This is a genomic window from Commensalibacter papalotli (ex Botero et al. 2024), from assembly GCF_947179115.1.
Lineage (GTDB): Bacteria > Pseudomonadota > Alphaproteobacteria > Acetobacterales > Acetobacteraceae > Commensalibacter > Commensalibacter papalotli.
The window spans coordinates 25,759-52,473 of the sequence record NZ_CAMXCI010000004.1 but is presented as its reverse complement, the minus strand read 5'-3'; the positions used below and the strand labels follow the sequence as shown (position 1 = coordinate 52,473).

General features: G+C 35.9%; 25 protein-coding genes. 10 read left to right on the top strand and 15 right to left on the bottom strand.

Annotation, left to right across the window (positions count from 1 at the left end; all coding sequences use genetic code 11):
- Positions 1–433: 433 nt before the first annotated feature.
- Together QMN76_RS08175 and QMN76_RS08170 are read right to left on the bottom strand one after the other, a co-directional pair.
- Entirely contained in the window at positions 434–1,681 is a 1,248-nt protein-coding gene (locus QMN76_RS08175; protein ID WP_282023479.1) for an MFS transporter, read from the bottom strand.
- A gap of 101 nt (positions 1,682–1,782) precedes the next feature.
- A complete protein-coding gene (locus QMN76_RS08170) occupies positions 1,783–2,667 on the bottom strand; it encodes a D-psicose 3-epimerase (protein WP_282023478.1) in 885 nt (294 codons plus the stop codon).
- A gap of 376 nt (positions 2,668–3,043) precedes the next feature.
- On the opposite strand from QMN76_RS08170, the gene QMN76_RS08165 reads away from it, so the two are divergent.
- Genes QMN76_RS08165 through QMN76_RS08150 form a run of 4 tightly spaced genes read left to right on the top strand, consistent with a single transcriptional unit; the run spans position 3,044 to position 7,279 of the window.
- Positions 3,044–4,216, top strand: a complete 1,173-nt coding sequence (locus tag QMN76_RS08165) for an ROK family transcriptional regulator (protein WP_282023477.1) — start codon at positions 3,044–3,046, stop codon at positions 4,214–4,216.
- A 45-nt stretch (positions 4,217–4,261) separates the two neighbouring features.
- A complete protein-coding gene (locus tag QMN76_RS08160; protein ID WP_282023476.1) occupies positions 4,262–5,245 on the top strand; it encodes a tagatose kinase in 984 nt (327 codons plus the stop codon).
- Complete coding sequence (locus tag QMN76_RS08155) at positions 5,245–6,516, top strand: class II D-tagatose-bisphosphate aldolase, non-catalytic subunit (protein ID WP_034338267.1); 1,272 nt, start codon at positions 5,245–5,247, stop codon at positions 6,514–6,516. The genes QMN76_RS08160 and QMN76_RS08155 overlap by 1 nt, the downstream gene beginning before the upstream one ends.
- Positions 6,517–6,550: 34 nt before the next feature.
- Positions 6,551–7,279 carry an SDR family oxidoreductase gene (locus tag QMN76_RS08150; protein WP_282023475.1) on the top strand — a complete coding sequence of 243 codons (729 nt, stop codon included), beginning with the start codon at positions 6,551–6,553 and terminating at the stop codon, positions 7,277–7,279.
- A 474-nt stretch (positions 7,280–7,753) separates the two neighbouring features.
- On the opposite strand, the gene QMN76_RS08145 is transcribed toward QMN76_RS08150, so the two are convergent.
- Entirely contained in the window at positions 7,754–7,924 is a 171-nt protein-coding gene (locus QMN76_RS08145; protein WP_161631854.1) for a hypothetical protein, read from the bottom strand.
- Between the two features lie 290 nt (positions 7,925–8,214).
- Positions 8,215–8,658: a LexA family protein gene (locus QMN76_RS08140; protein ID WP_034338260.1), complete on the bottom strand. Its 444-nt coding sequence runs from the start codon at positions 8,656–8,658 to the stop codon at positions 8,215–8,217.
- A gap of 418 nt (positions 8,659–9,076) precedes the next feature.
- Between QMN76_RS08140 and QMN76_RS08135 the strand changes: the two genes are divergently transcribed.
- Complete coding sequence (locus tag QMN76_RS08135; RefSeq protein WP_235176783.1) at positions 9,077–9,580, top strand: YdcF family protein; 504 nt, start codon at positions 9,077–9,079, stop codon at positions 9,578–9,580.
- A gap of 27 nt (positions 9,581–9,607) precedes the next feature.
- Here the strand turns inward: QMN76_RS08135 and QMN76_RS08130 are convergent, their stop codons facing one another.
- The 3 genes from QMN76_RS08130 to QMN76_RS08120 are packed head-to-tail and all read right to left on the bottom strand — an operon-like array spanning position 9,608 to position 12,889.
- Positions 9,608–10,579: an AEC family transporter gene (locus QMN76_RS08130; protein WP_034338257.1), complete on the bottom strand. Its 972-nt coding sequence runs from the start codon at positions 10,577–10,579 to the stop codon at positions 9,608–9,610.
- A 43-nt stretch (positions 10,580–10,622) separates the two neighbouring features.
- Positions 10,623–11,747, bottom strand: a complete 1,125-nt coding sequence (locus QMN76_RS08125; protein WP_282023474.1) for a DUF3142 domain-containing protein — start codon at positions 11,745–11,747, stop codon at positions 10,623–10,625.
- Positions 11,748–11,785: 38 nt separating this feature from the next.
- On the bottom strand, positions 11,786–12,889 hold the full coding sequence (locus tag QMN76_RS08120; protein ID WP_282023473.1) for a lytic transglycosylase domain-containing protein: 1,104 nt from the start codon (positions 12,887–12,889) through the stop codon (positions 11,786–11,788).
- Between the two features lie 189 nt (positions 12,890–13,078).
- On the opposite strand from QMN76_RS08120, the gene QMN76_RS08115 reads away from it, so the two are divergent.
- Positions 13,079–14,443 (top strand): hypothetical protein, encoded by a 1,365-nt coding sequence (locus tag QMN76_RS08115; RefSeq protein ID WP_282023472.1) that lies wholly within the window; start codon positions 13,079–13,081, stop codon positions 14,441–14,443.
- A gap of 5 nt (positions 14,444–14,448) precedes the next feature.
- Here QMN76_RS08115 and QMN76_RS08110 read toward each other — a convergent pair whose 3' ends face one another.
- The 6 genes from QMN76_RS08110 to QMN76_RS08085 form a co-directional block, all read right to left on the bottom strand.
- The gene (locus QMN76_RS08110) at positions 14,449–14,988 is read right to left on the bottom strand and encodes an SPOR domain-containing protein (protein WP_034338245.1); all 540 of its coding nucleotides are present in this window, start codon (positions 14,986–14,988) and stop codon (positions 14,449–14,451) included.
- Between the two features lie 98 nt (positions 14,989–15,086).
- Positions 15,087–15,509, bottom strand: coding sequence for a DUF1489 family protein (locus QMN76_RS08105; protein WP_034338243.1), 423 nt, complete (start codon positions 15,507–15,509; stop codon positions 15,087–15,089).
- A gap of 30 nt (positions 15,510–15,539) precedes the next feature.
- Complete coding sequence (hemW, locus tag QMN76_RS08100; RefSeq protein ID WP_034338241.1) at positions 15,540–16,712, bottom strand: radical SAM family heme chaperone HemW; 1,173 nt, start codon at positions 16,710–16,712, stop codon at positions 15,540–15,542.
- A gap of 5 nt (positions 16,713–16,717) precedes the next feature.
- On the bottom strand, positions 16,718–18,676 hold the full coding sequence (locus tag QMN76_RS08095) for a potassium transporter Kup (RefSeq protein ID WP_051461994.1): 1,959 nt from the start codon (positions 18,674–18,676) through the stop codon (positions 16,718–16,720).
- 246 nt (positions 18,677–18,922) lie between these two features.
- Entirely contained in the window at positions 18,923–19,603 is a 681-nt protein-coding gene (locus tag QMN76_RS08090) for a YggS family pyridoxal phosphate-dependent enzyme (RefSeq protein ID WP_282023471.1), read from the bottom strand.
- 38 nt (positions 19,604–19,641) lie between these two features.
- Positions 19,642–20,451 carry a glycosyltransferase family 2 protein gene (locus tag QMN76_RS08085; RefSeq protein WP_051461923.1) on the bottom strand — a complete coding sequence of 270 codons (810 nt, stop codon included), beginning with the start codon at positions 20,449–20,451 and terminating at the stop codon, positions 19,642–19,644.
- 162 nt (positions 20,452–20,613) lie between these two features.
- On the opposite strand from QMN76_RS08085, the gene QMN76_RS08080 reads away from it, so the two are divergent.
- From QMN76_RS08080 to QMN76_RS08065, 4 genes are all read left to right on the top strand, one after another.
- Positions 20,614–21,876 carry an RsmB/NOP family class I SAM-dependent RNA methyltransferase gene (locus QMN76_RS08080; RefSeq protein WP_282023470.1) on the top strand — a complete coding sequence of 421 codons (1,263 nt, stop codon included), beginning with the start codon at positions 20,614–20,616 and terminating at the stop codon, positions 21,874–21,876.
- A gap of 159 nt (positions 21,877–22,035) precedes the next feature.
- On the top strand, positions 22,036–22,707 hold the full coding sequence (gene rpe / locus QMN76_RS08075) for a ribulose-phosphate 3-epimerase (RefSeq protein ID WP_282023469.1): 672 nt from the start codon (positions 22,036–22,038) through the stop codon (positions 22,705–22,707).
- Positions 22,708–22,746: 39 nt separating this feature from the next.
- Positions 22,747–24,657, top strand: a complete 1,911-nt coding sequence (locus QMN76_RS08070) for a heparinase II/III family protein (RefSeq protein ID WP_282023468.1) — start codon at positions 22,747–22,749, stop codon at positions 24,655–24,657.
- Positions 24,658–24,666: 9 nt separating this feature from the next.
- Entirely contained in the window at positions 24,667–25,809 is a 1,143-nt protein-coding gene (locus QMN76_RS08065) for a glycosyltransferase family 4 protein (protein ID WP_282023467.1), read from the top strand.
- 2 nt (positions 25,810–25,811) lie between these two features.
- Here QMN76_RS08065 and QMN76_RS08060 read toward each other — a convergent pair whose 3' ends face one another.
- Positions 25,812–26,180 (bottom strand): DUF4186 domain-containing protein, encoded by a 369-nt coding sequence (locus QMN76_RS08060; protein WP_282023466.1) that lies wholly within the window; start codon positions 26,178–26,180, stop codon positions 25,812–25,814.
- Positions 26,181–26,192: 12 nt separating this feature from the next.
- The gene (locus tag QMN76_RS08055) at positions 26,193–26,681 is read right to left on the bottom strand and encodes a hypothetical protein (protein WP_034338225.1); all 489 of its coding nucleotides are present in this window, start codon (positions 26,679–26,681) and stop codon (positions 26,193–26,195) included.
- Between the last annotated feature and the right edge of the window lie 34 nt (positions 26,682–26,715).

The following is a 26,715-nucleotide window of genomic DNA, read 5'->3' as shown; positions in this document are numbered from 1 at the left end:
ATAAAACCCATCTTATATCATGAGATTATATGAGTTCAATAGAAACGTCAAGAGACAATAAAGACTTTTAACTTATTGATTTATATAGTATAAATTATATAATATGAGACATTAAGAAACACTATATTGGTGGACGCCGTAGACACCATTAACAATCAAAATAGTGTTAAACAAACTTTAAAAATACCCATAAATAGCTGAAAATAACGATTGCTACTCAAATAGTATTAAATAGAATCAATTTAAATAAAAGAAAAGTGGGGGATAGTTGAGGGTATATTTAAAAAACCGTGGGGTATTTTAAAAATGCTTATAGATTTAACTATTAAGAAAACAATATTTAAAAAGTTAAGATTATAAATTTTATTTTTCGTTATTATAATAAAATCCAAGATCTGATGTTTCAAATATTGTTTTAATAATGAGTATATTTTTATTTTTGATCCACTTTGATAAATAAAGTTAAGATAGCAGCAAATATATATAACGCAATATATGCCCAAATTGCCCCAACAATACCAAATAAAGGCACCATAATTGTTGCTATAGCTGGACCAACGAAATTACTTAAACCCGCAGACAAGTTATAAATAGAAATCGCAGCCCCTTTATGGTTAGGCTCTAATGCAGCAAAAACAGCAGTCATTGGCACAAATGCAGCAACAGTAAATCCAAACATAACAGCAGGGATCATTGCCATTAAATAGTTATGACCAAAAGATACAGGTATATAATAAAAAGCAAAACAAGCAATTGCACCACCAATACAGCCGAACCAACGTGCTTGGCGTAACCAACCAATATGGTCCCCTAAGATTCCCCACATAATATTGGTAAAGATTGTAACCACCATGAATACGGTCCAAATGTTTTGCCATTCAGTTTTTGAAAACCCTAAACCCTGATCTGTGACATTCGTACCAACAAGTAACCAAGGCATAATTACAGCAAATCCAAAAATTGGTGTTGTGTTAATAATACGTACTAAAGCTGACATAAAAATATTTTTATTTGAAAATAAAATAGTAACTGCTTTGGTAAGTTCTTCTGTTTTTTCTCTAAAAGAAAGATTTGCCTTTGATCTGTCTGTTTTCACATTGCGTAAAGTAATTAACGAAATCAAACCACCCACAATAACCCAAATTAATGACATCCATAAAGTATGATATTCACCAATAATTGGGTTAATATACCCTGGCAAATAACCTCCTAATACCCCGAAACCAATGGAGTAAGCTGCCCAAAACCATCCCATTGCTGTTGAGACTTTACTTTCAGAAACATTTTGAATAATCAGGATTACAAAAGAATATAAAAATAATGGATAGCCAAGCCCACGAATACCATAGCAAATAACCATTAATGGATAATTATGCATTCCAATACCAAAGATCATGAAGCAAACATGCATAACTGACCATAATATGAATCCTATACACATTGCCTTTTGCGGTGTAATGATTTCTGCGACTACTCCCGAACACCAAGCCGAAATTGCGACCAGCAATCCATATGCAGTGAATATAAAAGCCGATTGAGCTTCTGTATAACCCATATCGGTTATATATTTAGATAAAAAAGCAGCTTCAAAACCGTCACCAGCCATAAAGATAGCAATAGCTATATATCCCCAAATCAACGAAGAGGGCATAAAACCAAATAATAGTTTTTGTGATTTCATAAAAAAAACCTATTCTGTCAGAATAATTATGATTTTATTAAGCGTTTAATAGAATTAAGCATGCGGAGATTTGGGTCTGATTGCTTAATATCTTTTATTGGCTAGTTTTGGATAGAGAACGTATTTCTTAAAAAGGATAAAGATTGAGAAATATACTCATCCATTTGTGCAGGAGATGCATTATTGCTTAGATCTCGCCACACGCGAATGGCATTACCAACAGAACCACCCTTTAATAAAAATGGTTCCATAACAACACCTTTGTCATATCCAATATCATGCAAAGCTTGACCAATAGCTGGCCAATTTATTGTATTATTCATCCCAGGAAGTTTGCGATTGTTCTCCCCAACATGAAGATGAGCCAGCCAATCTCCAGCATACCGAATGGCGTCAGGAATATTATCCTCTTCAATATTCATGTGATATGTATCAAGTAGAATTTTAACAGCACTGCTGTTTATTTTTTTACAATATTCTACTGCTTCTTCACAGTTAGTAAGGATATAAGTTTCATTACGATTTAAAACTTCTAAAGCAATGGTTATATTTAAGGATTCGGCAACTTTTCCTATTTGTTTTAAACAATTTATACTACGTTCCCATGCATTTTTTTTATTAATACTGATAAAATCACTTGGCCAGTATGAATATAACGCGCCAATCAGCATATTTGATTCTACAAGAGGCATTTTCTCTATAATTTTAGTGTAATAGTGAATGCCTTGTTGACGAATATATTCATCAGCAGATGCCAAATCGAACTCTTTGGTTGGACCACTATTTAAAGTAAAAACCAATCCATTTTGTTTGCGAACATCATTTAATGTTTGCAGATCTGTTTCAGACATTTGATAAATATGATCAGCACTTACTTCAAGAATATCAAAACCGATTGAAGATACTTTTTGGATAAGCTTTATATATGCTTCTAAATTGCAATCCCATTCATTCCCCCAATAAGAATATAGTGTTCCAAACTTCATAACTCACTCCTGATTTTATATTCATACAGAAAATAACTGACTAAATATAATCTTAAAAATTACATATTCTAGATAAAACGAATCTTTTGTACAAAATTATATTAAAGAATACTTTTTATCTGAATATACTGATATTATGTATAGAAATAATTTATTTATTCGAAATTAAAAACAGTAATTTATCACAAATACAGTAAAATATTCGTGATTATTAATCAATAATAAATTTGTTGCAATGAAAAACAAATTATATTAATAATTGAAAATTAAGATATGATAATTTTATATAAACTGTATAAAACTATAAAATTAATGGTATTTTGTTGCGTGTAATTATAATATATTAACGTTGTGTATCAACTATCAAAGCAATTTAATGAACGATTTAAATTTATATTCTAATATTCATAAACAAGTCAGGCAAAGTAATGGTCAGATAGCCCTTCAGGTTTTATACCAGTTTGGTGCGCTTAGCCGTGCGGACATAGCCAGACAAATGGGATTAAATCGTTCGTCTTCGGGTCATATTATTGTTAATTTAGTTAATAGTGGCTTTGTTAGAGAAATTAGAAAATCTGATGATCAAATAGCTGAAAATAGTAATCGTGGGCGTCCTGGGATATTACTAGAGCTTGTTCCTGAGGCTGTGTATTTTCTTGGTATTGAAATCGGGGTTACATATATTACGACCATTCTTATTGATCTGACTGCATCAATTGTCGATATGCGCCATCAAGCATTTACATGCAGTGAAATGGGTGTTGAAAATGCAATAGATGAATCTATTAAATTAGCATATTCTATGTGTAATGAAGACATCATGAATAAGCTTGAAGGAATTGGTTTTTCAATTCCTGCACAAATGAATGATAAAGGGTATATTTTTGATGCAGCATTACTTAAATGGTCGAATGTTGATTTCTTAGAGATCGCCAAAAGTAAATTATTATCAAGCTTACCAATAGCCATAGAAAATGACGCAAATGCTTTTGCAATTGGCGCTATTTATCAATCAAATATCTCAGAAGGGGTTACTCTTTTTTTAGTCCTAGAAAGCGGTGTTGGAGGTGGTATTGTGATTGATGGTAAGTTATTTCGTGGTGGAAATGGACTTGCTGGAGAAATCGGGCATTTGACCATTCAAGATCACCATAAAGAACATAAAACACTAGAGGCGGTTATTAGTTTAGAACAACTATTGTCTCGTTATCATGATTTATCAGGCAAAGATAATATAACCATTGATATGTTCATTCAATATGTAAATGATCGTGAACCAATGGCCGTAAGTTTGGCTGATGAATGGGCAAAATATTTGGGTTTTGCTTTGGTTCAAGCTTGTCGCATGATTGACCCTAATAAAGTTATTTTAGGAGGATCAATGGCAAAATTATATGACTTAATTTCTACTCGGGTTAATACATATATCGAGTTGTATAGAGATACACCATTTCCAGTTCCAGAGATTATTTTAAATCAAAATCCAGAGTTAGGTTCAGCATATGGAGCCGCTTGTATATTACATCAAAAATTTATGTCTATAACTTAATAAACATTTGTCATATGCCTATCCATCTTATTCGGAGTATATTTTATGTCTATTGATCATATTTTAGCATCTAATGACTTAGGACCCACCATCACGATTGGTGAAATTTTGGTTGAAATCATGGCGACTGAAACGGGAAACGGGTTTTCCCCACCATTAACTTTTACAGGACCATATCCAAGTGGTGCTCCAGCTATATTTATTGATCAATGTGCAAAATTAACAAATAATGCAGGGATCATTGCAACCGTTGGAAAAGATGCTTTTGGGGAAATTAATATACGTCGTTTACAACAAGATGGCGTGGATATCTCTGCTATCTCCGTAGATACGCATTTACCCACTGGAAGTGCGTTTGTAAGATATCGAGATGATGGTGAACGTGATTTTGTCTTTAATATTGTTGCCTCTGCTGCAGGAAAAATTGTTAAAAACCAAAATACAGATACATTAATTGCAAAAGCAGGTCATATTCATATTATGGGCACGTTATTATCCATTCCTGGAGCTTGGGAAATGGCAGAATATGCAATAGATGTAATTAAAAGTCGAGGAGGTACTCTCTCCTTTGATCCTAATATTCGCAAAGAGTTAATAACAGATGATGTGTTTACACAACGTCTTGCATATTTATTAGGGAAAACAGACTTACTTCTTCCTTCTGGTGAAGAGATCCTAACCATCACCGAAAGTTCTAATTTAACGGATGCGGTTAAAAAAACATTTGCAGCAGGTGTCATTGAAATTGTTTTAAAACAAGGAAAAGAAGGGGCAACCTCTTATCATCGCAATGGTAAAACTGTCTCTGGTCAAGCTTTTCAAATTAAAGAAATTGATCCTACAGGTGCTGGCGATTGTTTTGGAGCAACTTATGTAAGCTGTAGACGGCTAGGAATGAGTTTAAATGAGTCTTTAACACTCGCAAACGCAGCAGGTGCTCGAAACGTGCAGTTTACTGGCCCTATGGAAGGAACATCAACCTTAAAAGAACTTCACAAGTTTATTCAAAACACTCCTAGGAAAATATAATGAAAGTAACCCTTGAAGAACTAAAGAAATATAGAACGCAAGGAAATCCAAAAGGAATTACGTCCGTCTGTTCCGCCCATCCTCTGGTTTTAAAAGCAGCGTTAAGATTAGGGCGCGATCATCAAAGTAGTGTCTTAATCGAGGCAACTTGTAATCAGGTTAACCATCAAGGTGGATATACTGGGATGAAACCAGATGATTTTGCTCATTTGGTATTCTCTCTAGCAAAAACTGAACAATGCCCCGAAGATTTAATTACTCTTGGTGGGGATCATTTAGGGCCAAATCCTTGGAAGCATTTATCTGCAAATGAGGCCATGGATGAGGCTGAAAAAATGGTTATTGCTTATATCAAAGCAGGTTTTCGTAAAATTCATATTGATACGTCTATGGGATGTAAAGGTGAGCCACCTGCATTGGACGATCAGATTGTTTCACAACGTGCCGTGCGTTTAATTCAAGCAGCAGAAAAAGTCGCGGCTGATAGTGATAAAAAGAAACCACTTTATATTATAGGCACAGAAGTTCCCCCCCCAGGTGGAGCAGATCATGTGATTACCTCTCTTGAACCAACAAAAGCAGAAGCAGCAGCACAAACATTAAAAATTCATCAAGATGCTTTATGTGCAATAGGATTGGAAGACGTAACGCATCGATTGCTTGGATTGGTTGTTCAACCTGGTGTAGAATATGGAAATTGGGATATCGTTTATTATGATCGAGAAAAAGCAAGATCTTTATCCAATTCATTAGATACTGAGTCTAATCTTGTTTTTGAAGCGCATTCAACGGATTATCAAGGGGTGCATTATTTATCTCAATTAGTTGAAGATGGCTATGCGATTTTAAAAGTTGGCCCTGAATTAACTTTTGCAGTTAGAGAATGTTTGTTTGCTCTGGATCATATAGCAAGTGAAGTTTTTTCTGATTATTCGTACCGTTATTTACAAAATGGTCTCGAAAATTTAATGCTAGCGAAACCCAATTATTGGAATAGCCATTATCATGGTAACGCACATGAATGTTATTTATTGCGTCATTATTCTTTATCTGATCGTATTCGTTATTATTGGGCAGATCCCAAAGCCAACGAGTATGTTCAAACATTACTATCAAAAATTAAAGGTGCAACCGTTCCAGCACCTTTAATGATGCAATATTTACCAGGAGCAGAACATTTTTCTAAAAAAAGCTTTGATCCTGAAGAAGTTATAATTTGGTATGTTCAAAAAGTTCTGAAATCTTATCATAAAGCATGCCATCTCGATTAAGTTTCCCTCTTTTATTTTTAAAAGGATTAATAAAATGTCTAACTCATTACAAAATAAAGTTGCTGTCATCACAGGTGCAGCATCAGGTATTGGACTTGCTTCTACAGAAATCTTAGTTGCCAATGGTGCGACCGTTGTCATGGTTGATCGTGATGTTGCAACAATGGAAAAAATACAAGCAAAATATAAAGATAAAATTATACCTTGTGTTACAAATCTTATCGATCCAGCTAGTTGTGCACAAATGGTTCCTAGTATCATCGAAAAAACAGGTAAAATTGATATATTTCATGCCAATGCTGGATGTTATATCGGGGGTGATTTAATTGATTCAGATCATAATGATATTGATCGGTTAATTGACCTTAACGTATCTGTTGTTATGAAAAATATTCGTGATGTCATACCCCATATGATTAAACAAAAAACAGGGGATATTATTGTAACCAGTTCTATTGCGGGACATTTACCAATACACTGGGAACCTGTTTATTGTGCATCAAAATGGGCAACCAATTCTTTTGTTCAGACAATGCGTCGTCAAGTCAGTCAACATGGTATTCGTATTGGTTCTGTTTCTCCTGGTCCTGTAATTAGTGCCTTATTAGCAGACTGGCCAGAAGAAAACTTGAAAAAAGCAAAAGAGCTTGGCAGCCTTATGGAGCCATCTGAAGTTGCAGAAGCTGTTTTGTTTATGTTAACACGACCACGTCATGTTGCAATCAGAGATATCGTTATTCAACCCTTAGCACAAGAGTTATAAGAGAATAACTTTGCATGTTGTAAGTCAATAATGAGGTTATGATTATTGGACGAGTTGGATGGTTTGTAAAGCGAAAAGGTTTTTAAATTCGAATTGGATTTTAATAAAATTAATTTGACGATTAATTGTCCTATGGCCTTTGCGTCCAATAATTTTTGAGTGAAAGAAAGACGTTTATATCCGCTTAGTATTTTCTTTTTGTAAGAAAGATTATATATAAGCGTTTTTAAATATAGCTTTTCTTGTTCTGAAATGGTCATTCTCTAACTGTTGCCATACGTCTTTATGGCTTGTGGAGAAAAATTATTGAATATAATAGAGAAACTTGATGAACTTATAACAAATGTTTCTTACATTCTTCTTAGCTAATCTATGAAATTATAATTTATGATTAGTTGGATTTGTTTATATGTTAATGAGGATTTGGCGAGGAAGAATGAGTCTTACTCGCCTTTTATATAAAAAATTTTAAAATTAAGATCTGAGGACGGGTTTATTTTGTTTTTTTCCAGGGTATATGTATGATATATTTGGATTTTTTCCGACGCTAACAAGGCTAACTCGCCCACCAGACACATTTTTGATTTCTATTAACGTAAGTTCACGAATTTTAGGCATAGAAGGGATTTTAATATTTTTAGACATATAGTATTCCTTTCGATTATGTAAAAATTCTTATATAGAAATATTAATGCCTAACTATGCAATATAGTCAATAGGTTATTTGATTGTGATCAAGTTTTAACCATATAAATGCAAATCTGTTATACGTTATTTTTGGTATAAATTTAGAGTTTTAAATTTGAGTAGTTACATTTATTTTTAAGTCGATGTAGCAAACGATGCGAGATATTCAAGGTCGTTTCTATGCTTGAATTATATTGAGAAAAAAGGGCAGTGATATATTGTAGTATTTTCTCAGAGCGCGACAAAGACTATCTTTTTCTAAAAGAGTGTATCCTGTGGATTACGATACCCCATATATAAGTTTCTTTATCTTTCATTTCTATGGGGGGATAATCTGGGTTACCAGATTTTAGATAAGGGATATTGTTTTTAAAAGCTAACTGCTTGCAGGTTAATTCCCCGTCTAGCGCAACGATAACGATATCTCCTTGATGGGGCTCTAAGGATCGATCCACGATAAGTAAATCACCGTTATATATCCCATGACCAATCATTGAATCCCCTGATACTCGGATATAATAGGTGGCTGCTGGATGGGCAACCAGATGTTCTGTAAGATCCAGTGGCTTCTCTAAATAATCAGATGCAGGGGATGGAAATCCAGCACATACATTGACATCGACAAAGGGAATAAGTCGTTTTTGTGTATTGAAATGTATGGTTCTGATTTCAGTAACAATTGTCTGTGCCATCTTTGATCTCCTATATAAACAGCACTGATATGGGTATGTTCACAGTAAAAAGCAATGGAATAAAACTATAAATATAAACTGTAATCCTTTGACTTTGTTTATGTATAAATCTGCATACGTTTTAAATGAATAAATTTTTCATAAAAATTATAATTTCGTAAAATTCAACAGACGCGATAAACCACCATTGATTGATGTATTGATTAATTTGAATATTCTAAAATTAAAGAGTAAGCATAAGATCTGTAAAATATTACATGGTTATCTTAATATTTAGAAATATAAGAAGTAGTGAGTATTTTACGAATAAATAGCTTTTAAATAGTTGAGTTTTAATAGTTTAATGATGAAATTTTTTTATATTCATAAAATCAAGTTGGTGTTTTTTCTATTTATTTTGTATTTTATGGTCATGTTTATGATTGTTTTAGGAGGAATAAAAAATCATTTATTTCAAGCAGATTTGATTGTTGTGTTAGGAACCAAAGTGGAACTGGACGGTACCCCTAGTGTAGGTTTGGCTGCACGTTTAAATGAAGCTATTAATGTATATAGACAGGGTTATGCGCCTTTAATTTTGGTGAGTGGTGGCACGGGAAAAGAGGGGTATAGTGAACCCCAAATTATGGCAGATTATTTAATTGTGCATGGCATTCCTAAACAAGTAATTATTCAAGATGAGTTGGGTGTTAATACAAGGGCAACAGCAAAAAACACTTGGCAATATATGGTTAGCAATCATTTTAAATCAGTTATTGTTGTTTCTCAATACTATCATATTCCTCGTATTCGCTTGGCTTTTCATGCAGTAGGGATCAATGAGATTGGACAGGCGTCTCCATCTTATGCCTCTTGGCGAGATTTTTTCTCTGTCCCAAGGGAAATGATTGGGTATTCAGCTTATTGGTTACGGATTAAATAAAGATGCTGGGAGGAAAGTTATTTCACTTTATAAACCCAATAATCCAATTAATATAGTGACAGTGATAATCATTGAAAAAGTTGAAATGGCTAAGATAGAAGCTGCTTCTTGCTGATATTGTTTATATTGATTACTGAACAAAATAATCATAGGGCCCGAGGGCATAGCGCATAATAAAAGCCCTTCATTAAAAATAGGGGTTCCTTTTTCTAGAAAGAATAAAGACGCAGTGCAAAAAAACAGGGCAGGCAAACCAATATCTTTAATTAAAGCAAAGCTGATACATTCTTTGGTCAATTTAAATCGATTTACAGCAATTGTCATTCCTGCCACGAATACAGCAATACCAGAGGTTGCTTTGCCGATTAATAAACATGTATTATTGATAAATTGAGGCAGTTGAACCCCACAAAGTAACAGAATAATAGCCAACAAAGGTGCCCATACATAAGGACAATCTATAATCGCGTGATATATTGAGCTCAATAACAGTTTATGTATAGGTTTATTAGTAGTTGTGCTTTTTTTCTCTTGATCAATTTCAATCATGATCGTTGCCAAAGGGATTAAGGCCATATTGATAACAATTGCGATCATACTGATTGAAACACTGCTGCTGTTACCGTAAAGGGGCTCTAACAATGCTGGGCCATAAAAAGGACCTGCTGAAAAGCTGCCTGCTAAACCAGCCAGTGCGGCTTCGGTGATATTTCGTTTAAAGAAAATTCGAGCTATAAAAAAACAAATTAAATATAATCCTATATTGCTAAATAATAATGCGCCAAATAATGAGAGCGCATTATGTAATTGATCCTTAGATATACTAAGTGTGCCAGCAAATAAAAGTGGTGGCAGTGTTATAGTAAGAACCAGCTTGCTTAAAGTTGAGATTGTTGTTGCATTATTTCCAAATATATTTCTTTTGGCTGAAATAAAACCAAATATTAAAATGAGAATGATGGGTATAACAATAGAGGCAGATTGTAACTGATGTTGCATAAAAAAGACGTGCTTTCTGATGAGTTTTAGAGAAAGAAAAGTTTCAATTGCAGCGCATCCAACCAATAGCACGTTGTTGATTTGTATTTAAAGGGGCTGTTTGTTGGGTTAATGATAATTCGTATTTATTATGAGCATTTATAGTTAATTGGTATGGATAAAAACCATCAGCTGTTGGACATCGTAATGGAACGATTTTAGGTAAAGGTAAGGTTATATTGCCTTTATTAACCAAGATAAGTTGAATGGTTCCAGGATTGTTGGGGGCAGGGATTTCTTGGGTTATAATTTTTCCATTTAAAGGATGATGGCACAACATGGCTATCCATGTATCTTTGCTCCAGTTACGTTGATCTTTGCTTATGGGTAAACGAAACCAGATTATTCCTTGTAAATGCGCAGGGGTATTTTGTTGTAGCTCTTGGATTAACTTTCTTATCTGTTGGGGGTCGCTATATAATTCCTTGCCAAATTGTCCTGACTTAAAGTTGTTTTCTCCTTCTATTGCGTAAATTCTTCCTGTTGACGATGTTTGAACTTTCAAACCATAAGTAGGTAAAGCAACATAAAAAGGATGGTGACTGAGACGATTCATTTTATGAATATAGGCTATGGCATTCTTTGGATTGAATAAACCTGTTTGAGGATTATCTACACTGTGAACTTGTAGAACAAGATAAGGAACCTGTTCACTTAGCTCTGGGAATTGAGGTGAACGCAGCCAATCTGGTATCATGGTAATGTTGAGTTGGATATTTTTAGGAAGTTTTTCCCTGAGTGATTTTAACAGGGCAATATAAAGATTTAATTTTGCAGTTGGCCAGTCCAAATCCAGCTCTATATTGCGAATATGATTATTTTGATAAACAGATGATTTCTGAATCAGAGATAAAATTTCATCAGTAGATGGCAATGGACGCAATCGATCAAAACGAAAAACTGCCGTTAAAGGCAAGTGCGATTGCTGTAACCACTCAAATGAAATAACAGAGTAAATAACTTGCCCATCGGGTTCGTACTCTCCTGCTAAAAATCTCCAGCCTGTAATATAAGGGGTGGTTTGTTCTATTGCAGGTTTTAAGCTAGCAACCCATTTTTTCTGCCAAATATAAACTTCTTGGGGTAAAATACGGTTGATATGAGTGCTTTGGGTTAGGGAAAATAACAAAATAACAATAGTAATCTTGATGAAGCACTTGCCATATTTTATTGGACTGTAACGCAATTCATTCCTTTTTGTTTTAATTGACGACAAGCTTGTATAGCGGCGATTTGGTTAACGCCAGTTAATCGTGCTCGGTATAAAGTTGATCCATTTTTATGAACAGTTTGTATAGATTGGCTGGCAGATAACAAAGAGCCCCCAGCATTACGTTGTGCTCTGGAGGTTGCTTGTTGAGCTAAACTGGCAGAGGAATAAGCACCCACTTGTATTCCCCAATTTCCCCCCGTATTGGTGTCAGGTACATAAGCAACTTGCACAATATCAGGTGTTACTTGGCGTTGCGCGGGATAAATAGGCGTCATAGGTTTATAAGCGTTTTTACCAACAGTATTTTTCACTTGTTTATGTTGAGCAGTATTTTGTGCAACCATAGTCGTTGGTGCATATGATTTAGGGGTATAATAGGCTTCTAAGGGTAAAGGGGTTTTGGAGTTTGAACGTCTGGAAGAGCCACTAGCATATTTTGCAAAAGGACCACTCATTGGTACATCATTACCAAGTTTTTGTGAAACAGCTGCTAGATATTTTTTGGTTTCTTTAGGTAATGAAGAACCTTTATTTAAATGATTGCTTAATGTTCCAGGCCCTCCATGATAGGCTGCAACAAATCCTGGGGCTCCGAATTTGTTGTATAAAATACGAATGTAAGCTGTTCCAGCCATGATATTATCCGAAGGATTATAAGGGTCTTTACCCAATTTATAACGTTTGGCCATATCTTTATATGCAGGTGTTTTAAGTTGCATTAATCCTTTTGCCCCATGAGGAGAGGTGATGGGACGTTTATTATAATATTGATATCCACGAGATTCTTGCATCATCACAGCACGAATCCATTGGTCAGGCACATTAAAACGTTGTGATGATTGATTAATATAAGGCCCCCAAGGATCAGCAGGAGGTCCGGGTGGTTTCCAATTGGGATGGCTGGACATATAATTACTGTAACGAGAAGAGACCACAGCGCCACCTTTATTTTTGCTTCCTCCACCTCCACAAGCAGTCATGCATAATAAAATCAAGACAGGAGAAAAACGTAAAAAATATAAGAATGAATCTTTTTTCATATTTTTATAGATTTTCATTACTTTTTTATCCTGAAGTGATTAAATGCGTTTTTTATTTATAACAGATGAATATTATTTTGTTAAAGGCATAATCTCTATATTTATAAAGAGTTATTCTGTCTATTAAGATATTGGTAACAGTTTTTTATAAAAAGAACTATATTGTACTTGTAATCTAAAGCAATGATGTATGGTTAAGGATCAAGGATGATTATTTTTGAAGGTGAGGAGTTGTTACTGCATTATCATGAAGGAACAAGTGATTATATTTTAATTACTTTCACATCCGCAGATCAGACTGAACAAGCGCAAAATAATTATTTTTTAAAACCAATTGTTGAGAAATATGATTTGTCTTGCTTGGGGATTACAACCAAATTTGATAATTATTATCAGCATTCTGATATGTATCATATTATTCCATTATGTAATGAAATTGCCATAAAATATAAGAAGATACTTGTTACAGGGCTTTCGATGGCTGCATATGCTGCTTTAAAATTCTCGGCATTGCTAAATGCAGATATTGTTTTTGCGATGGGTGCACGTTATACGCTGGATGCAAATATTGCTTCGGTCAGTGGAATTATGCAAAGGACCGTAGATAGATTAGACCCACATTCTATCGTGCAGACAACGATCCAATCTCATGAAGTTTCGGGCAAGATATATATTGCTCATGATACTTATCAAGGGAGTGTTGGATATAATGCAACTGATCATGAACATATTGATAAAATTAGAGAAAATCTGCCTAATACAGTTCTTGTTCCTGTTTTATTTGCTCATCATCTAGTTATTAATAGTTTAAAAGGTTCTGAAGAATTTAAATCTATTCTTGATATGCTGATCACAGGAAATGATCAGGATGTTATACAACAAGTTATTAAAATTCGTAGACATCATATTCATAATATTTATTCTAAGATTAAACTGTTAAGACATCGTTATCCTTTACTTGTTTTTAAACTGCTTGCCAGTAAAGTTTTTTCAACAGTTAAAAATAATCATATCATATTTGACGATAACGAGAATAATTTACTATTAATTTATAGTCTATGCAAAAATAATCATCATCAACAAAGCCGTAATTTATTGAGGTTGTGTTTTTTAAGAGCATATTTAAAATGTAGTTTTTACGAGGCTGATCAAATTAATTCACGTCATAATATGGATGATAATAACTCGTTATCCCACTTACCTTATTTAATTGCACATAATTACTATATTTTAGTTTACGATCAGGCCAAGAAAAAAATTATCCCAGTACGTGATTTTATATATAATACGCATTGTCTACCAGTAAGGTTATATGGGGATCAGTCTGGTTATCGGTTAGTATGCGTGTGGGAAGATGTATTGTTTAAATTACATTATCGTAAAGGGGAAATATTGATTACCCCTTTTGTTTTTGAGGATCAACAAGAAGATATTATTGTAGTCGAAAAGCAAGAAAATATAGCAATTATTTACAGTAAAGATCGTAAGCTTTGTTTTCAGGTCGACCTACAAGGGAATGGTAACTTTTATCCCAACAAGCCTAGGGAATGGGAACAGTTTGCGATTATTTAATTGGTTTATTGTGTGATAATACAAGAAAGCTGTTTTTGTTTTAGTTCAGAACAAGCTTGTGCCGCCGTATAGGCACTAAGCCCTGTCAGTTTAACGCGATATAAAGGTTTCCCATTTTTTTGGATGGTATCGATGTCTGTTTTTGCAGAGGCAAGTAAACTTGATGCTTGTTGTTGGGCTTGTTTAGCTGCTTTGTTGGCGATAGAGTTAGATGAAAAAGCACCAATTTGTACAGCATAGTTTCCTGAATTAGCAACTATATTTGAAGCATTATAATCGATGGAAGAAGTTTTTTTTCTTATTGGTTTTGATGTTTTTTTTGTTGGTGTGTAAGCGTCAGAACTACTTGTGTTGGGGGAGAGGATAATAATAGGGGGTTCATTTGCAACAGGTGATGCAATGACATGTTCGTTAGGGGTGACGGTTAACGGTTTATTTGCAAAATCATCACCACCACATGCGGTAAAAAATAATAAAGCAGCCACTGGAATAAAGCGGACGAAGTATAATGGATGTGTAGTCAAAATTTTATTGATAATAACCATTATGAGACTCTTTATAATAACGAACTGAACTTATTATTTATACCAGAAAGAAAGATATTTCTTCAAATCATTTTTATGTTTTAATAGCTTTTATATACTCAGAGCAAAGCAAGCTCTTCAAGTTCTTTACGAAGTTTAATGGGTAAGTCCAGTAACTGCATGTTGCTTGTGTTTAGATCTTGAGGAGCATTCTCTGGTTTAAGGTAACGCCACCCTTGAAATGGACGCATTGCAATGGACTGTGTGCGTATAATTTCAGGTTCCAGCGAGATTTTGATGCAGGGGTTTCCATTTTCTCGGATACTGGGTGTAAAATCTTTGATAATTTGACGACAACACAAAGACCCTTTGATTACACGGTATAAAGAACCACCATCATTGAGAATTTTCTCTGCCTCTTTGGGTGGATAACGTGTGTATACATACGGATAGCCTTGATTGTCTTTGGCATAAAATAGATTTACTTGTTGTAACTCTTCAATATCTGTAATACCAACTGCAACTTTCATGATATGAAGCATGGATTATCCTTTTCTATATCTAAGAGTATATTATTGAAGTAAAACGTCCAGTATTGCGTTGAGACGTAAACGTCCTTGAGGTGTTGTTTTAAGGTAATTATTATCCCAAGAAAGATAATTTTCTTCAAGTAAAGCTGTGAGCATTGATTGGTTAATAGCATCCATCAAATCAACGCCACAACGTTGCGCAAAAGCCTCGGCTTGAACGCCTTCAGTTAATCGTAATCCCATAAGTAACATTTCTTGGGCTTTGTCCTTTGAGGTCAAAGCCTCTTTGACACATAAAGCATGCCCATTTTCTTGTACAGATTTCAACCATTTTTGCGGGTTTTTATGGCGTTCAGTGGCATATAAAGTTTGATCTATCGTTACGCGCCCATGCGCCCCAGGGCCGATACCGATATAGTCTTGATAACGCCAATAGGTTAAATTATGCCTGCTCTGTGCACCTATTTTGGCATAATTAGAAACTTCATAAGCTTGCAGTCCATATTGTCCTGTTATGGTTTCAGTCATATTCAAAAGCGTTGTACTGATTTCTTCATTAGGTAAAGTAATTTTACCTTGTTGATATTGTTTGGCAAACAGGGTTCCAGGCTCAATAGTTAATTGATACAAGGATAAATGATCATTTGCCAATGATAGAGCTTCTTTTAACTCATTTTCCCATTCATAAACGCTTTGTCCTTCACGAGCATAAATCAGATCAAATGAAATACGACTAAATATTTTTTTGGCTAAACTTAATGCTTCAATCGCCCCAGCAACAGAATGTTCTCGACCCAAAGCTTTCAAAGCGGTGGGGTTAAGGCTTTGAATACCCAAAGATACACGGTTAACACCTGCTTTTTGAAAATCTTTCAATTTTTGGTTTTCAACACTGGTAGGGTTGGCCTCAAGGGTAATTTCAATGTCATTAGATACAGGAAGCAAGCTGGTTGCAGTATCAATTAAAGTCTGCACCGTTGAGGGAAGCATTAAGGAAGGAGTTCCCCCACCAAAGAAAATAGAGGTGAGGGGTTTTTTAGGAATATCTGTCAGTGAAGTTATTAATTCCTGAACAAGGGCATTGGCATATGCCTCTTGAGGAATTTGTTGGGCAACGTGGCTATTAAAATCGCAATAAGGGCATTTGGCCAAACAAAATGGCCAATGAATATAAAGTGCAATGCCTTGTTGTTGATGTTCAATTGTAGGTTCCATACCAATCAGATAGATACACGAACGGCTAATTCAACCACACGATCTGCGGGAATACGCAAAAAGTCGGTGACAGGACTGGCGTTTCTATTCATAAACATGTAGATATTTAATCTCCATCTGCTCATCTTAGGAATAGCAGCAGGAACAATTTGTTCTCTGGTGGTAAAATAAGATGCTTGTAAAGGATCAAAAAAGCCCAGCTGTGGTTGTGATTTCAAAAGCTCCAAGACTTTAGGTAAGTTTGGCATTTCCATAAAGCCATAACGCACGATGACTTGATAAATATTAGGTGCAAGTTTACGCATAGCAATACGATGTCCGTATTCTGCTTCTGGCTGTTTTAAGTTCTCAATCGTTACAAATAACACATGATCATGTAAAACTTTGTTATGACGCAAATTATGAATCAAAGAATTGGGAATAGACATAGGGTCTGGCGTCATGAAAATAGCAGTTCCAGAAACGCGAGTAATTTTTCCTTGTGGTAGACGAGCTAGGAAAGAAGCAATAGGCAAAGCCCCTTGTTCACGTTTTTTTATGATAATATTACGCCCTTTGTTCCAAGAGGTCATCATAATCGTTAAACAAATACCAAGGAGTAATGGCACCCAACCTCCTTGAGGAATTTTCAAGGCGTTTGCGGCAAAGAATGGAATATCGATACAGAAGAAAATACCAAAAATTAAAGCCACTTTATAAACTGGCCATTTATAAAGTTTATTAAATACAACACAGGATAAGGTTGTGGTACAAAGGAAAGTTCCTGTCACTGCGATACCATAAGCCGCAGCCAAAGCTTCAGAGGATCTAAAGCTTACAATTAATAATAAAGATCCCAACATTAAAGCATGATTAACATCAGGCACATAGATTTGCCCTTCTTCTTCGGCATTTGTATGTAATATACGCAGTCTTGGGAAATATCCCAGTAATGTTAGTTGTCTGGCTAAAGAAAAACCACCAGAGATTCCTGCTTGGCTGGCGATAACTGTGGCAAAGGTTGATAAAATAACCAAAGGAATATTAAACCAATGAGGTGCTAAGTAGAAAAAAGGATTACTTAGCGCCTTAGCATCGCTTAATACCAAAGCACCTTGTCCCATATAGTTTAAGGTCAAACAAGGCAATACAAAGAAAATCCACGCATAGCGAATTGGGTTTCTGCCGAAATGTCCCATATCTGCATATAACGCTTCGGCACCTGTAACGGCCAAAACAACAGAACCAAGGGCCAGAAATGCCATCCATTCGTGCTGAATAATAAAGGTTATTGCATAATATGGAGACAAGGCTGCCAAAATAAAGGGATGTTGGATGACTTGTAATAATCCCAGGGCACCGATGGTGCCGAACCACAAAAACATAACGGGTCCGAATATTTTACCAATACGTTCTGTTCCCTTGCTTTGCATACTAAATAAGCCAAACAAGATAATCAAAGCCATTGGCACGATAAATTCTTGGGTTTGAGGGATGGAAACTTCAAGCCCCTCAATAGCAGAAAGCACCGAGACCGCAGGGGTAATCATTCCATCGCCAAAGAAAAGGCAAGTTCCTGCAATCCCGACAATCCCTAAGAGGACTTTGCCTCTGATATTTTTCGTAACACGTTGTGCCAACGACATTAATGCTAGAATACCACCCTCACCATTATGGTCGGCACGCATGACTAACATTACATATTTAATAGTAACAACTAATATCAAAGCCCAGAAAATAAGGCTGACAATACCGAAAACTTCCCAGCGTTGCACGTCTGTATGATGATTAGAAATAACCCACATCGTGGATTTGAATGCATAGATCGGACTGGTTCCGATATCGCCATACACAACCCCAAGAACAGTCATTAAAATTGCTGCGTTTAAAGGTTTGATCTTATGTTCAGGTTGATCAGTTCCAAATTCGGTGATTGGGCTTTCTTCACTTAATGAAGGTAAAACTGCAACACCGCCTTGTAACATTTCTTCTTCATTTTTAAGTTCAGTATTATCATGAATAGAGGATACATAGGTGGTTGTATCTGTATTTTCAGACGAAGGTTCGTCTTTTTTATGAGTATCTTCCTCGTTTGAAGAATCAGTCATGTAGGGGGACTCCGTGTTTATTTATAATCTTTGCTTGATTATTCAAAAACAGCTTTAATTTAAAATAGAAAACAAATATAGCTTTTTGTTATTTTTGAAAAGTTTTTTGTGTGGTGAACTATTTTATAATTTAGGAGGACGGTTTCCAAAAATAGCAGAGCCTACTCTTACCAAAGTTGCACCACAAGCAATAGCTTGCTCAAAATCAGCTGACATACCCATTGAGATTTCTGGTAAATGATATTGACGAGCAAAACTTGTCAGTTGTTGGAAATAAGGGGTGGGGTTTTGTTCAACAGGGGGGATTCCCATAATCCCTTGAATTTTTTTACCAAATTTCTTTATGCAAGTTTCAATAAAATCATTAGCCTCTGATGGCATTATCCCAGCTTTTTGAGGTTCTTGGCCAACATTGATTTGAATAAATAATTTAGGGCATCGTCCTGTTTTATCGATTGCTTTTTGCAAAGGATCTAATAAAGCAACGCGGTCAATGGTTTCAATGACGTTGGCTATTTTCACAGCATCAATAATTTTATTGGTTTGTATTGGGCCGATAATATGCAGACGAATATCAGGATTTATCTCCAATAGAGGTGTAAATTTCTCTTTGGCTTCTTGTATTCGATTTTCTCCGAATATGAATTGATTATGCGATAAAGCAGCTTGCACCGCCGTGATCGGATGAAATTTAGAAACAGCAACAAGTTGTATTTCTTTGGAATTACGATCATAAACACTGGCTGCTTTTTCAATACGCTGTCTAATATTGTATAGATTTTGTTGAATTTCTAAACTATTCATAAAAGGCTATCAGTACAAAATGAAAAGAATATTTTATATTACGATAGATGAGCATCTTTATCTATGTTTTTTTCCCATTTATGCTCACGTAATTGCGTAATGGTTGCTTTACGTTGTTCAAAACGTTTTTTAAGGAAACGATAAAAAAACCAGTCTTTGAGGAAATATGGACTAAATTCATAAAGTATTTTTTCAAGTTTATTCCACTGTACTTTTGTTCTATCGCTTCTGCGTTCAGAGGGCATACACCAATGTTTAGAAGAGTAATAAGTTTTACCAACTCTTAATAAACGATGAACAATTTCATGATCCATCAAGACATAAGGCCATAAATTTTGGTCAAACCCTCCGACTTGTCTCAAACTTTTAGTACGGAAGGTTTGAGCATAACCACCAGCATGGCATTGTTTGCTGAAAAGAAGAGATTTTCTATAGATTTTTCGGCATCGTTTTTGGCTTTTATGATCTTCATAAGGTGCATAAATATCACACGCCATAACCCCATGAATTTCTGGGCGTTTTTCAAGAATAGAATTGCAAAAATAAAGATAATAAGGGGGATAATATGTATCAGCATCAATCGTTGCAACATACGGGGTAGTAACTGCATTTAACCCAGTTTGTAATGCATTTGTTTTTCCAGGGTTAGGCTCATATAGATAAAGAACGTCAATATCTGGATAACGAGATAAAGTTTTTTTTGTGATTTCCTCGGACTGATCATTCGAGGCATTGTTAACTAGAATAAGAGTGAAATCTTTTAAATGTTGAGCGCAAATTGATTCAAGGGTGCCGGGAAGGAATTTTTCTTCATTATAATATGGAAGGATAATTGACCAGTTTTTCATTATAGCAAGTAACGTTTCTTGTGATAGAATGGTAAAATAAAGATACTATAATACGCATAAATATGGCATATCTAAGATTATATATGATTTTAAATTAATATATAAATTGTAAAACAAGAAAATCCTGTTCAATAATAAATTGTTAAGTTTAAGTTCGAGATAATGAATAAAGAAAAAGATGACACACGTCAAATTGCTTTTGAAGCAATTAGTCAAGTTTTGGAAAAGAATCGCTCTTTGGATGTGGTTTTAGACCAATTACTGTCACGACATGCTGATGCGCGTGACAAAGCTGCGGCTTATCGATTGATTGTGTGTTGCTTGCGACAAAAAGGTGTGTTGGAAGCTATTATTGAGCCTTTGCTCCGTCGAGCGCCCCCACAAAAGGTTTTGTGGATTTTGCTTTTGGGGGTGGCACAAATTATTTTCCTTGAAACCCCTAGACATGCAGCGATTAATACGACGGTTAATTTAACACGCAAAAATGGATTTTCTGGTTTTACAGGGTTGGTGAATGCGGTTTTAAGAAAAGTCGCTGATAAAGGTCAAGAATCTTTGGAAGGGCTGGACCAAGAACGCCTTAATCTACCAACTTGGCTTTGGCAAGAATGGGACAAAGCAGGTTTTAATCCCAGAAAGCTGGCACAATGTCTTTCTTATGAAGTGCCTTTAGATTTATCGGTTAAGGCTGGGATAACGCCTCCTGAAGGGGGAACGTTTTTATGTGCGGACAGTTATCGTTATCCTGTTGGTACCAAAGTTAATACTCTACCAGGTTTTAATGATGGCCAATTTTGGGTGCAAGATGTGGCAGCCTCTTTACCTGCTTTTTTATTACGTGTTCAAAACGGTGAAAAGGTTGCCGATTTATGCGCAGCTCCAGGAGGGAAAACAGCACAGCTGATTATTGCAGGTGGTCAAGTCGTTGCTGTCGAGAAAGACCCAAAACGGATTAAACGTCTTAAAGAAAATTTGGATCGTCTACAATTACAAGCAAAAATTGTGCAATCTGATGCAGCACAATTGAATTACAAAGCAGAATTTGATGCAATATTATTAGATGCGCCTTGCTCTGCGACGGGTATTTTTCGCCGACACCCTGATGTTTTACACATTAAAAAATTAAAAGAAGTTGGCGCTTTGGTGAAAATACAACGTGAGCTTATCGAAGCAGCGTTACAATATTTAAAACCTGGGGGACGGTTAATGTACAGCGTTTGCTCTTTGCAAGCCCAAGAAGCTGAAGAGCAAGCACGATATATTGCAACCTTACCAGGGGTTGCTGCCCAACCGTTTACTTCCGAAGATATTCCTTTTTTACCAGAAAGTCTGACTGAAGAGGGATGGATCCGCACATTACCTTTTATGTGGTCTGAAAAAGGAGGTTTGGATGGTTTTTTTGTGGCAAGATTTAAAAAATTATAACGAATATATTGTGATATAAGTAATATTTTACTGTAAAAATTGATAAATTGCATATTAAAATGTATATTTACAGGAATATCATATTTCTTTTTCTTCGATTTAGTGTCATTTTACTATGATATAGTTTGGATCCTTTTATTTTATAAAATTGGAGTGTATATGCCAGCTTTAACCGTTCCTTTAATTGCTCCTAGTATTCTTTCTGCAGATGCAGCTCGTTTTGGTGAAGAAACCAAGGCGGTTGATGAACAAGGTGCGGATTGGATTCATCTTGATGTAATGGATGGTCATTTTGTTCCTAATATAACTTTTGGACCAGTAATCGTAAAAGCTTTGCGCCCTTACAGTAAACTGTGCTTTGATGTTCATTTAATGATTGAGCCTGTTGATTTGTTTATTGAACCGTTTGTGAAGGCAGGGGCAGATCAAATTTTATTTCATATAGAAGCAGGTCCACACGCACATCGCACGTTACAAACGATCAAATCTTTTGGAATCAAAGCAGGCATTGTTTTGTGTCCTGCAACACCAGCACAGGCGATATCTGAATTGTTGGATATGGTCGATACGATTTTGATTATGACGGTCAATCCTGGCTTTGGTGGACAGAAATTTATTTCTAGCCAATTACCAAAAATCAAACAAATCCGTCAAATGGCTGATGCAACTGGCCGCGATATTCGTGTCAGTGTTGATGGTGGAATTACCAAGGAAACTGCGCCATTAGTTATCAAAGCTGGAGCAGATGTTTTGGTGGCTGGGACGTCTGTGTATGGCCAACAAGATTATCGTCAAGCAATGAATGCTCTGCGTGGAACAGATAAAAAATAATTATTTGATGTCTGTTAAGCAAGAAAGGGGCAGATCAGGATGGCTTTACAAAGCATGCTACGTAAAATGCGGCTTTCTTTGGCACGTCTGCCTGCTGTTGGGTATGGTAAGCTTCCACTGACCCCTGCGTATTTTTTGCGAGATTTATGGAAAGGTAATTCTATTTATGGCATGCATTTGGTTAAAGGGGAGTTAATCTACAAGGATTATATTATACCATTGCAACCTGGATTATGGGGTAAACGCAGCCTTCCTATTGATGGATTATGTAAAATTTATGATTTTTCTTGGCTTCGTGACATGCGAGAGCTGGGCACAGATAATGCAAGATTAGCGGCTCGTGCATTAATGGTAGATTGGATTAGCCGCCCACCCGAAGCACAACATAAAGTTGCTTATCGAGGAGATGTTTTGGGTCGCAGGCTGGCAAACTGGTTGGGGCATTATGATTTTTTTGCCGCATCTGCCGATGAGGCATTTAAACGTCAATTTATGCATCGTGTAATGTTAGAGGGACGGTATATCGTCGCGATGCTGCCCCCTGAACCACAAATTTATTATGCTTTTGCAATGCTTAAAGGTGTGATGGCCGTTTCATTGTGCATGCCAGAACAATTTGATTCAGTGTTAAAGGTAACACGTTTTTTAAAAGATGAATTGACCAATCAGATCCTAGATGACGGTGTCCACATCGAACGTAATGCTGAAATCCAACTGATGGTATTACAAGATTTGGTGGAAATAAAATTAATGTATCAATTGATACATCGTCGTCCACCTCATGATCTTGTTAATGCATTGGATAATATCAGCCGTGCTTTGCGTGCTTTGCGTCATGGTGATGGGGGGCTTGCGCTGTTTAATGGTTCTAATGAATCTGATCCAGAGTTGATTGATCGTATTTTGTTTCATGCAACACAAAAACGGGTTGCTATGACAAATATGACCAAAGGGGGATATGTTCGTTGTTACGCAAACAGAGCGACGTTGCTAGTCGATAGTGGAACCCCAGCTGATATTGGGCGCAGAAGTAAACATGCAGGGTGCCTATCTTTGGAATTTTCTGTTGGAAAACAGCGTCTTTTTGTAAATTGTGGAGCGGGTGAAACAAAGGCTTGGCAGTCTATTTTGGGATGTACAGCAGCACATTCTGTGCTTGATTTAAACGGCACGGACTCTGTAGAGTTCGTTAAGGGTAAAGTGAGTTCTGATTTTGAAGCTGTTGCACGACGCCACAGTGAGGAAGGGGCTCATTTACTGGAAATGGGTCATAATGGTTGGTTAAAACGATTTGGTGTTATTTATCAACGCACTTTGTATTTATCTGCTAATGGTCAGAATCTAAAAGGTGAAGAGCGTATTGATGGCCCTCAACAGTTTCCATTTAAAGTAAGATTTCATTTGCATCCTTCTATTAGTGTTGAGGAAGAATTTATAGAATTTACAAAAGGTAAGCCTGAGAAAATATATGCCTTGATGGCTAATAATCCCCATGAAGGGCGGCAAATTTGGTGGTTTCGTTTTTCAGGAGCACAGGCAAAAATAGAAGAAAGTGTTTATTTTGGTCGTGGCAGTCGAGTTGTCAGTAAGCAAATAGTTTTGTATGTGTCTTTGCCAGAAGTAAAAAAAGAAATACCTCTAACCAAAGAGGAGGATGTGTTACAGTCTAATAAGGCTGATGATACCATGTTATTAAGTGAACAAGTACAGGAGAGCTCTGATTATGTGGCTATTTTTCATAGTAAAGACAATCGTCAAGGATCTGGGGAAGAAAGCGATAGCGCTATATATTCTGAAACTGTGCCTCAAGCAATTGTGCAACAAGACACGCAAATAGTCGACGTAAAGCAAGCCCAAGAGCAAGAAAATATAATTGAGCCAAAAGAGGATCTTGTGCAACAAGAAAATCAATCTCAAGTCATTCGATGGGCTTTACACCGTAAATTATAAGTTTGATCAATGAAAATCCTTGAAGTCACCAATGTTGATTTTTCGTTATACCAGTTTTTATTACCGTTAATGCGTGCCTTAAGGGCAGAAAAGCACGAGGTTATTGGTGTTTGTGCGGAAGGTGACTTATTACAAAAAGTCAGAGCTGAGGGTTTTCAAATAAGAACAGTGCCTTTTGTGCGCTCTTATGCGCCAGTGGGGCAGTTACGTGCTTTATTTGCAATTTATAAAATTATCAAACAGGAAAAGCCTGATATTGTGCATGCCCATATGCCAATCAGTGGGTTTTTAACGCGTATTGCTGCTTTTTTATGCAAAACTCCGATTATTGCTTATACATGTCATGGATATTTATTTAATCAATCAGGGCAAGGGTTTAAATCTTGGGTTAGGCGAGCTTTATCTTTTGCTTTGGAATGGTCGGCAGGTAAGGTTACTGATATTTATATGACCGTATCTTTGGAAGAAGCCAAAGATGCTAAGAGATTAAAAATTCATTCTTTTCCAGTTTATATTGGTAATGGTAGGGATGATTTGAAATTTTCACCTGATGATGAAATTCGAACCACAATGCGTAGTATTATGCAGATTGATCAAGGAAAGACTGTTTTTTTGATTGTATCTCGTTTAGTACGTCACAAGGGGTATCCAGAGCTTTTAGCGGCTTTTATAGCGATTGCTGCTCGTAATAAAAATATAGAATTATGGATTGTCGGGGAAAGGTTACCTTCTGATCATGGGCATGCGTTAGATCGTGCTTTTGATGTCGCCAAAGAGAAGCTTGGTCAACAAATACGGTTTTTGGGATATAGAGAGGATATTGATCAGCTGATGAAAGCTGCTGATGTGTTTGTATTGCCCAGCCATTTTGAAGGGCTCCCCATGTCAATTGCCGAGGCTATGTTATCAGGATTACCTGTTATTAGTACGAATATTCGTGGTCCAAGAGAGCAGGTAGATCATCAAAAAACGGGTTTGTTAGTGCCAGCGGGCTCTGTAAAAGAGCTTGCAAAAGCTATGCTTTGGATGATTAACAATCCTAAAGAGCGTCAAGTAATGGGAAAAGCAGGTCGTGAGCGTGGATTAAATTATTTCACTGAACAAGAACAGCTGGGCAAAGCGGTAAAAGCATTACTCTCAAATTATAAATAATATCATTGATGTTTTTGTAAATCTTGTGTCAGCCAAGCTTGAATAACAGATAAGATATAAGTTTGTTCCTCTTGAGTTAAAGGTTGTTTTTTAGGTATTTTATACCATTTTTCTAAACATCCTCTACAACAAGTTGCTGTTGCGTGCTGAGCGATAAAGATAGGATGGCCTTTCCATGGGGTTTGTTTACCATCATTCTTAGGCTCTGCTGGGGCAAGGCGTTGGGTGATAAAATCCTTGCCATGAGAGATAATTTTTTCCATACCTTGTTGTTGAAAATAAGAAAGCTCTTTCTCTTTCAAAGTAAAACGAGAGCGAAAAGAGGAATGGTTTAAACGGTTCAGAATAAATTCAGGCTTTGGCAAAGTCATAATGAATGATTTTTATTGCTTACAACTCTCTGTAATGCCTTTATAAACAGGATCAGCACCTTGTTGAAGATAAGCAAGGATTTGAGGGCCATTATAAACATAAAAGCGTGGCATATCCCCCAGCATTTGCAAGCGCTTGATAATAGAGGCAAAATTTAAGTAAGAATCCAAGCCACTAACAGGAATAGATTTATCTATTATAATTTCGGAGGGTTTTCTATCTAGAATAGAAAGATCAGCCTTTTTTTCTTGGATTAAAATTTTGGCAATCGTAATATCACCCAAAATACACATATCCATTGTGACACTTGTATCTTTGGTATTTTCATAACATTTTTCAACAGCGCTAGCTAATCCCTGTAGTCCTTTTTGACAAAAAGGAGGAGAGAATTGCTTAATCGCGGTATTTATTGTCAAAGGCAACATCGCAACAGGTGCAGGAACGGCTTGGGCAGCCAAAGGAAAAAGAATACCAATTATTGCTGGGATTATTTTTTTCATAGTAAAGATATTCCTTTTGGCTGTTCTCTTGATG